Source organism: Pseudomonas sp. C 49-2 (assembly GCF_003970195.1).
GTDB lineage: Bacteria > Pseudomonadota > Gammaproteobacteria > Pseudomonadales > Pseudomonadaceae > Aquipseudomonas > Aquipseudomonas canadensis.
Map to the genome: position 1 here is coordinate 23,124 of NZ_RXYG01000029.1, position 7,551 is coordinate 30,674.

5 protein-coding genes are annotated in these 7,551 nt (G+C 60.7%); all 5 read left to right on the forward strand.

What is annotated here, in order from left to right:
- Positions 1 to 9 precede the first annotated feature (9 nt).
- Genes EJ576_RS29285 through EJ576_RS29305 form a run of 5 tightly spaced genes read left to right on the forward strand, consistent with a single transcriptional unit; the run spans position 10 to position 7,378 of the window.
- Positions 10 to 1,839 carry an extracellular solute-binding protein gene (locus EJ576_RS29285; protein ID WP_068938046.1) on the forward strand — a complete coding sequence of 610 codons (1,830 nt, stop codon included), beginning with the start codon at positions 10 to 12 and terminating at the stop codon, positions 1,837 to 1,839.
- A complete protein-coding gene (locus EJ576_RS29290; protein WP_122726759.1) occupies positions 1,836 to 3,674 on the forward strand; it encodes an extracellular solute-binding protein in 1,839 nt (612 codons plus the stop codon). The genes EJ576_RS29285 and EJ576_RS29290 overlap by 4 nt, the downstream gene beginning before the upstream one ends.
- Positions 3,675 to 4,751, forward strand: coding sequence for a microcin C ABC transporter permease YejB (locus tag EJ576_RS29295; RefSeq protein WP_016979726.1), 1,077 nt, complete (start codon positions 3,675 to 3,677; stop codon positions 4,749 to 4,751).
- A 1-nt stretch (position 4,752) separates the two neighbouring features.
- Positions 4,753 to 5,772: an ABC transporter permease gene (locus tag EJ576_RS29300; protein WP_012723835.1), complete on the forward strand. Its 1,020-nt coding sequence runs from the start codon at positions 4,753 to 4,755 to the stop codon at positions 5,770 to 5,772.
- Between the two features lies 1 nt (position 5,773).
- Positions 5,774 to 7,378 (forward strand): ABC transporter ATP-binding protein, encoded by a 1,605-nt coding sequence (locus tag EJ576_RS29305; protein WP_122726758.1) that lies wholly within the window; start codon positions 5,774 to 5,776, stop codon positions 7,376 to 7,378.
- Positions 7,379 to 7,551 lie beyond the last annotated feature (173 nt).

Below are 7,551 nucleotides of genomic sequence, written 5' to 3' on the forward strand. Positions count from 1 at the left end.
ATCCCTGACTTGAAGCGTCCCCTCCTTCTACTAATAAGTCTGGCCTTGAGCTTTGGTGCGAATGCGGCGATTACCGAGAGTCACGGTTATACGCAGTTCGGCAGTCTCAAGTACCCGGCCAAATTCACCCACTTCGATTGGGTAAACCCTGCAGCGCCGAAAGGCGGGACATTGCGGGTCATGGCCTTTGGCACCTTCGATACGCTCAACCCCTATACCTTCAAGGGCTCCAGCCCGGTTTCCACGCCTAATTTCCTGCAATACGGCGTCAACGAGCTGAACGAGCCGTTGATGGTGGGAACCGGCCTGTACGCGCCCTCCGGCGATGAGCCCACCTCCAGTTATGGGCTGATCGCCCAGTCGGTGGAGTACAGCGAGGACCGCAGCTGGGTGGTGTTCAACCTGCGCCCGGAAGCGCGCTTCCACGATGGCAAGCCGATCACCGCCTACGACGTGGCGTTTTCCTATCGCACCCTGCTGACCGAAGGCCACCCGCAGTACCGCACCAACCTGCAGGAAGTGGCGCGAGTGGATATCCTCAACCGGCACCGCATCCGCTTTGTGTTCAAGCGCGCCGGCAACCCGTTGTTGATCCTGCGCCTGGGCGAATTGCCGGTATTGCCCCAGCACTATTGGAAAAACCGCGATTTCAAGGCCACCACCTTCGAACCGCCTTTGGGCAGCGGGCCGTACCGCATCAGCAAGGTCACGCCTGGCCGGCAATTGGTGTTCGAACGGGTTAAGGACTATTGGGGCAAGGACCTGCCGGTCAACCAGGGTTTCTATAACTACGACAAGGTCGAGGTGGAGTTCTATCGCGACAGCGACGTGGCCTTCGAAGCCTTCAAGGCCGGCGAATTCGATATCTATATCGAGCATCAGGCCAAAAACTGGGCAAATGGCTACAACTTCCCGGCGGTGAACCGGGGAGACGTGATCAAGGCGCAGATTGCTCACCAGATCCCGACCCAGAGCCAGGGTTTGTTCATGAACAGCCGGCGGCCGACGTTCAGCCAAACCAAGGTGCGCGAAGCCCTGGGCCTGATGTTCGACTTCGAATGGACCAACCGCACCCTGTTCAGCAGCGCCTACAAACGCACCTTGAGCTATTACCCCAACAGCGAATTCTCTGCCACCGGCGTGCCCACCGGCCATGAATGGCTGATGCTCTCGCCCTACCGCGAGCAATTGCCGGCCAACCTGTTTACCCAGCCGTTCAGCCTGCCACAGACCGACGGGCGCGGTATCCCCCGCGAAACCATGCGCCGCGCCCTGGCCTTGCTCGGGGACGCCGGCTGGAAACTCTCCGGCCAACGCCTGCTCAACAAGGACGGGCAACCGCTGCGCTTCGAGATCCTGCTGGTCAACCCGAACCTGGAGCGCATCCTGCAGCCCTATGTCGAGAACCTGATCAGCGTCGGTATCGACGCGCGCCTGCGCACCGTCGACCGCGCCCAGTACAAGCAGCGCCTGGATCAATTCGACTTTGACATGATCCTGATCACCCTCAACCAGACCTTGAGCCCGGGCCTTGAGCAGTGGCAGTACTTCCACTCCAGCCAGGCCGCGATCAAGGGCAGCAAGAACTATGCAGGCATTGCCAACCCGATTGTCGATCACCTGCTGGAACAACTGCTGGCCGCCAAGACCCGCGAGGAGCAACTGGCCGCCGGCCGTGCCCTGGACCGGGTGCTGCTGTGGCAGCACTACAGTATTCCCAACTGGTACCTCAACTATCATCGCTTGGCGTACCGCAACCGGTTCGCCTTTGTCACCACGCCGCCCTATAGCCTGGGCCTGAGCGCGTGGTGGCTGAAAGCTTCGGAGAAAGCCCAATGATGTATTTGCGTACTGCACTGCTCGGCGGCCTGCTGCTGTGCACCGCGGCCCAAGCCGCCCCGCAACATGCGTTGACGCTCTACAACGAACCACCGAAATACCCCGCCGACTTCAAGCACTTCGACTACGTCAACCCGGATGCGCCCAAGGGCGGCACCTTCCGCGAGTCGGCCATGGGCGGCTTCGACAGCCTCAACCCCTACATCAGCAAAGGCGTGCCGGCCGATAACCTCGGTTTGATCTACGACACCCTGGCCATGCAAAGCCTGGACGAGCCCATCACCGAATACGGCCTGGTCGCCGGCAAGATCGAAAAAGCCCCGGACAACAGTTGGGTGCGCTTCTACCTGCGCCCGGAAGCCCGCTTCCATGACGGCCACCCGATCCGCGCCGAAGACGTGGTGTTCACCTTCCAGGAACTGATCAAGGAAGGCTCGCCGATCTACCGCACCTACTACGCCGACGTCGACGAAGTGATCGCCGAAGACCCGCTGAAGGTGCTGTTCAAGTTCAAGCGCACCAACAACCGCGAATTACCGCTGATCCTCGGACAACTGCCGGTATTGCCCAAGCACTGGTGGGCGACCCGCGAGTTTGCCAAGGGCAACCTCGAAGTCCCGCTGGGCAGCGGGCCGTACAAGGTCGCCGAGGTCAAGGCCGGGCGCATGATCCGCTACGAGCGGGTCAAGGATTACTGGGCGAAGGACCTGCCGGTCGCCAAGGGTTTCTACAACTTCGACAACCGCATCACAGACTACTACCGCGACAGCACTGTCTCGCTGGAAGCCCTCAAGGCCGGGCAGTTCGATTACTGGCTGGAATTCAGCGCCAAGAACTGGGCCAACGCCTACAACATCCCGGCGGTGGCCCAGGGTCGCCTGATCAAGGAAGAAATCCCCAACGGCAACCCCACCGGCATGCAGGGCTTCGTGTTCAATATGCGCAAGCCGATGTTCCAGGACGTACGTGTGCGCAAGGCCATCAGCCTGTTGCTGGATTTCGAGTGGAGCAACAAGCAACTGTTTAACGGTGCCTATACCCGCACCCGCAGCTACTTTGAAAACTCGGAGATGGCCGCCACCGGCCTGCCCGGCCCGGATGAACTGGCGATCCTCGAACCGCTGCGCGACAGAATCCCGCCCGAGGTCTTCACCCAGGCCTTCGAACCGTCCAAGACCGACGGCAGCGGCATGATCCGCACCCAGCAGCGCGAGGCCTACCAACTGCTGCAAGAAGCCGGCTGGCGCATCGTCGATGACAAGATGGTCGACACCACCGGCAAACCGGTGAAAATCGAGTTCCTGCTGGCGCAGACAGAGTTCGAGCGCATCCTGCTGCCGTTCAAGCGCAACCTGGCCGACCTGGGCATCGACCTGGCGATCCGTCGGGTCGACGTGTCGCAGTTCATCAATCGTATTCGCTCGCGGGACTTCGACATGCTGGTGGGCAGCTTCCCGCAGTCCACTTCGCCGGGTAATGAGCAGCGCGAGTTCTGGAAGTCGTCCAGCGCCGACAAACCCGGCAGCCGCAACTACATGGGCCTCAAGGACCCGGCCATCGACCAACTGGTGGAAGAGCTGATCGACGCCGACTCGCGCAAAAGCCTGGTGGCGCATGCCAAAGCCCTGGACCGCGTGTTGCAGTTCGGCTACTACGTGATCCCGAACTGGCACATCAAGACGTTCCGCGTGGCGTATTGGGATCACTTGGGCCACCCCAAAGTCCCGCCGCGCTACGACGTCGGCACCGCCACCTGGTGGGCCAAGCCTGACGTAAAACCCGCCGTCACCTCAGACCCAGACACCAGCGCCGATCCGGCGAGCGGAGGCGATTAAATGCTGGCCTATATCTTTCGCCGCCTGTTGCTGATCATCCCCACGTTGTTCGGGATCCTACTGATCAACTTCGTCATCATCCAAGCCGCTCCCGGTGGTCCGGTGGAGCAAATGATCGCCAAGCTTGAAGGCTTCGAGGGCGCCACCAGCCGCATTGCCGGTGGCGGTTCCGAAGTGTCGGTGGCCGGCTCCAGCAGCTACCGCGGCGCCCAGGGCCTGGACCCGGCGCTGATCAAGGAAATCGAGAAGATGTACGGCTTCGACAAATCGGCGCCGGAACGCTTGTGGATCATGGTCAAGAACTACGCCCAGCTGGACTTTGGCGACAGCTTCTTCCGTGACGCCAAGGTCATCGACTTGATCAAGGAGAAGATGCCGGTGTCCATTTCCCTCGGGTTATGGAGCACGCTGATCATGTACCTGGTGTCGATCCCACTGGGGATCGCCAAAGCCACGCGGCACGGCAGCCATTTTGATGTGTGGACCAGTTCGGCGATCATCGTCGGCTATGCGATCCCGGCGTTCCTGTTTGCAATCCTGCTGATCGTGGTGTTTGCCGGTGGCAGTTACCTGGACTGGTTCCCCTTGCGCGGGCTCACGTCGAACAACTTCGACGAACTGAGCTGGGGCGGCAAGATCCTCGATTACTTCTGGCACCTGGCGCTGCCCATCACGGCCCTGGTGATCGGTAACTTCGCCACCATGACCCTGCTGACCAAGAACAGCTTTCTCGACGAGATCAACAAGCAGTACGTGGTCACCGCCAAAGCCAAGGGCCTGACCAACCACCGCGTGCTGTACGGCCATGTGTTCCGCAACGCGATGTTGCTGGTGATCGCCGGTTTCCCTTCGGCGTTCATCGGGATCTTCTTCACCGGTTCCTTGTTGGTGGAGGTGATCTTCTCCCTCGACGGCCTGGGCCTGATGAGTTTTGAAGCGGCGATCAACCGCGACTACCCGGTGGTGTTCGGCACGCTGTTTATCTTCACCCTGCTGGGGCTGATCGTGAAACTGATCGGCGACCTCACCTACACCCTGGTCGATCCGCGCATCGACTTTGCCAGCCGGGAGCATTGAGATGAATCTATCCCCCCTCAATCGCCGCCGGTTCGAACGGTTCAAGGCCAACAAACGTGGCTGGTGGTCGCTGTGGCTGTTTCTGATCCTGTTCGTGCTGAGCCTGGGCGCCGAGCTGATCGCCAATGACAAACCGCTGGCCGTGCACTACGACGGCGGCTGGTACTTCCCGGCGCTCAAGCGCTACCCGGAGACCACCTTTGGCGGTGAATTCCCGCTGGAGGCCAACTACAAGAGCCCGTATATCCAGGAGCTGCTCAAGGCCAAGGATGCCTGGACGTTGTGGGCGCCTATTCCGTTCAGCTACCAGAGCATCAACTACGACCTGAAAGTGCCGGCGCCCGCGCCGCCTTCCAGCGTCAACCTGCTGGGCACCGACGACCAAGGCCGCGACGTACTGGCGCGGGTCATCTACGGCTTCCGTGTGTCGGTGCTGTTTGCCCTGACGCTGACAGTGCTCAGCTCGATCATCGGCGTGATCGCCGGGGCCCTGCAGGGCTTCTACGGCGGCTGGGTGGATTTGGCCGGGCAGCGCTTCCTGGAGATCTGGTCCGGCTTGCCGGTGCTGTACCTGCTGATCATCCTCGCCAGTTTCGTGCAACCCAACTTCTGGTGGCTGCTCGGCATCATGCTGCTGTTTTCGTGGATGAGCCTGGTGGACGTAGTGCGCGCCGAGTTCCTGCGCGGGCGCAACCTGGAATACGTGCGCGCCGCCAGGGCCTTGGGCATGCAGAATGGCGCGATCATGTTCCGGCATATCCTGCCCAACGCGATGGTGTCGACCATGACCTTCATGCCGTTCATTCTCACCGGCGCCATCGGCACCCTCACCGCCCTGGACTTCCTCGGCTTCGGCTTGCCGGCCGGTTCACCGTCGCTGGGTGAACTGGTGGCCCAAGGTAAATCCAACCTGCAAGCGCCGTGGCTGGGCATGAGTGCCTTTGCCGTGCTGGCGATCATGTTGAGTCTGCTGGTGTTTATCGGCGAATCCGCTCGCGATGCCTTCGACCCGAGGAAATGAGATGAATCAGGACAATCTGATCGAAATCCGCGACCTCTCCGTCGAGTTCGTCACGGGCGACCATCACCACCGCGTGGTGAACAATGTCAGCTTCGACATCAAACGTGGTGAGACCATCGCCCTGGTGGGTGAAAGCGGCTCAGGCAAATCGGTGACCGCCCACTCGATTCTGCGCCTGCTGCCCTACCCACTGGCGCGGCACCCCTCCGGCACCATCAACTATGCCGGGCAGGACCTGCTCACGCTGAAAGAAAAAACCATCCGCCACATTCGCGGCAACCGCATTGCGATGATCTTCCAGGAGCCGATGACCTCGTTGAATCCGCTGCATTCCATCGAGAAGCAGATCAACGAAGTACTCGGCCTGCACAAGGGGTTGCAAGGCAAGGTCGCCACCCAGCGGACCCTGGAGTTGCTGGACCTGGTGGGCATTCCCGAACCGCACAAACGCCTCAAGGCCCTGCCCCATGAGCTGTCCGGTGGCCAGCGCCAACGGGTGATGATCGCCATGGCCCTGGCGAATGAGCCGGAGCTGCTGATCGCCGATGAGCCGACCACGGCCCTCGATGTGACCGTGCAGTTGAAGATCCTCGAATTACTCAAGGAATTGCAGGCGCGGCTGGGCATGGCCCTGCTGCTGATCAGCCATGACTTGAACCTGGTGCGGCGCATCGCCCACCGCGTGTGCGTGATGCAAAAGGGTTGCATCGTCGAGCAGGCCGACTGTGAAACGCTGTTCCAATCGCCCCAGCATCCGTATACCCAGGAACTGCTGGCGGCGGAGCCCAGCGGCGGACCGGCCGGCAACGAAGTCGGCCCTCCGTTGCTGGAAGTCGATGACCTGAAAGTGTGGTTCCCGATCAAGAAGGGCTTTTTGCGCAATACCGTCGATTACGTCAAGGCGGTGGACGGCATCAACTTCAGCCTGCCCCAGGGGCAGACCCTGGGAATCGTTGGCGAAAGCGGCTCGGGCAAATCGACCCTGGGCCTGGCGATTCTGCGGTTGATCGCGAGCAAGGGCGGCATTCGTTTTGAAGGGCAGCAGTTGGATAAGCTCAGCCAGCAACAGGTGCGTCCGTTGCGTCGGGAGATGCAGGTGGTGTTCCAGGACCCGTTTGGCAGCTTGAGCCCGCGGATGTGTGTCAGTGAGATCGTTGGCGAGGGGTTGCGTATCCATAAGATGGGGACGCCGTTGGAGCAGGAAGCGGCGATTATTGCGGCGCTCAAGGAAGTCGGGTTGGATCCGGACTCGCGGCATCGGTACCCCCATGAGTTCTCGGGTGGGCAGCGTCAGCGCATTGCCATTGCCCGGGCGTTGGTGCTCAAGCCGCGCCTGATTTTGCTGGATGAACCGACATCGGCGCTGGATCGCACGGTGCAGCGGCAAGTGGTGGAGTTGTTGCGCAGTTTGCAGGCCAAGTACAACTTGACCTATCTGTTTATCAGCCATGATTTGGCGGTGGTCAAGGCGTTGAGCCATCAGTTGATGGTGGTGAAGCATGGCCAGGTGGTGGAACAGGGGGATGCGGCGGGGATTTTTGCCGCGCCGCAGCATGGGTATACGCGGCAGTTGTTGGAGGCGGCGTTTTTGGTGCCTGGGGTTTAGGTTTGACTGGGTGAATATCCGTTGGTTGGGTGATGGCTACTATTGGTTCCGCCCTTACGGCGGGTCACTTTTGGAAAAGAGCCCCAAAAGTAACCAAAATGTATGGTCAGCCCACCTTTTGCTATCCAGTCACGATGAACGGTAAATCAGGCTTGCGCTAATGTATCCGGGCT

Excerpts from the sequence above, each read along its gene's own strand:
- EJ576_RS29290 (WP_122726759.1), top strand. The coding sequence starts at position 1,836 with ATGATGTATTTGCGTACTGCACTGCTCGGCGGCCTGCTGCTGTGCACC.
- EJ576_RS29300 (WP_012723835.1), top strand. The coding sequence starts at position 4,753 with ATGAATCTATCCCCCCTCAATCGCCGCCGGTTCGAACGGTTCAAGGCC.
- EJ576_RS29295 (WP_016979726.1), top strand. The coding sequence starts at position 3,675 with ATGCTGGCCTATATCTTTCGCCGCCTGTTGCTGATCATCCCCACGTTG.
- EJ576_RS29305 (WP_122726758.1), top strand. The coding sequence starts at position 5,774 with ATGAATCAGGACAATCTGATCGAAATCCGCGACCTCTCCGTCGAGTTC.